The organism is Bradyrhizobium genosp. SA-3, from assembly GCF_004212635.1.
Classification (GTDB): domain Bacteria; phylum Pseudomonadota; class Alphaproteobacteria; order Rhizobiales; family Xanthobacteraceae; genus Bradyrhizobium.
Window position 1 is genome coordinate 1 of sequence record NZ_PSRT01000359.1, and the last position, 450, is coordinate 450.

Annotated in this window: 1 protein-coding gene; it reads right to left on the reverse strand. The window is 60.2% G+C overall.

Translation table 11 applies throughout. The annotated features are described in order from the left end of the window. On the reverse strand, positions 1 to 450 hold a 450-nt coding region (locus tag CWO91_RS42465; protein WP_130221203.1), incomplete at both ends, for an SDR family NAD(P)-dependent oxidoreductase.

Below are 450 nucleotides of genomic sequence, written 5' to 3' on the forward strand. Positions count from 1 at the left end.
GTAATCCAAACAGGCCGCTGACTGACGTCGTGAAGATGATCTTCCCGTAGCGCTGTGCGACCATATACGGCCAGGCAGCCTTCACCGTGTTAACCGGCCCGCCGAGGTGCACCCGCCAATAGTGATCGAAATCGTCAAGGGTGGCGTCCTCGAATAGCTGGCTTCCGCAGATACCAGCGTTGTTCACGAGGAGGTCTATTCTCCCGAAATGCTCGATGGTCGTCGCGATCAGGTCACTGCCACCTTCAGGGGTGGAAACATTGCTGTCATTCGCGATTGCCTTGCCTCCACGGGATCGAATGCAATCGGCCACCTGTTCCGCGATCGTGCAATCCTTCCCGAACCCCGATACCTCGGTCCCCAGGTCGTTCACAACGACCCGGGCGCCGCGTTCGGCGAGAAGTTCGACGTAGGCCCGCCCAAGCCCGCGACCTGCGCCAGTCACAACCC